The organism is Bacillus sp. 05T31, from assembly GCF_056396725.1.
On record NZ_JBFTMA010001428.1, the window covers coordinates 1 to 421 of the forward strand.

The window sequence follows — 421 nt, forward strand, 5'->3', positions numbered from 1 at the left end:
GTATTGCATGCCTTGTCATAATAGTTGGGCAACTATTTTACGGAATAGGTTCTATTTATTCAAAAGAAATACTTTCAAATTCGCCTGACGTATCACCTTTCTGATTAACGGTATTCAAATGTTTTATGGGGGAATCTTGTTATTAATTGTATCTATTGTAATGGAACAGCCTAATCTAACAGTCTTAACATCTTGGAATGTACAATGGCCAATTTTATATCTCATATTTGTAGGATCAATCGGTGGGCACGGTTTATATTATTGGCTCTTATCAAAAACAAATCCAATATTTCCATCAACATGGTTGTATGTATCTCCATTAATCGCTGTTATTGTAGGTTATTTTGTATTAGGAGAACCATTAAATCCTGCAATGGGAATTGGAGCTTGTTTAATCTTGATTGGTGTATTTTTAGCGAAT

At 33.0% G+C, this 421-nt stretch carries 1 pseudogene; it reads left to right on the top strand.

What is annotated here, in order from left to right:
* A pseudogene (locus AC1DJR_RS33655) lies at positions 1-421 on the top strand (DMT family transporter); the annotation flags it as partial.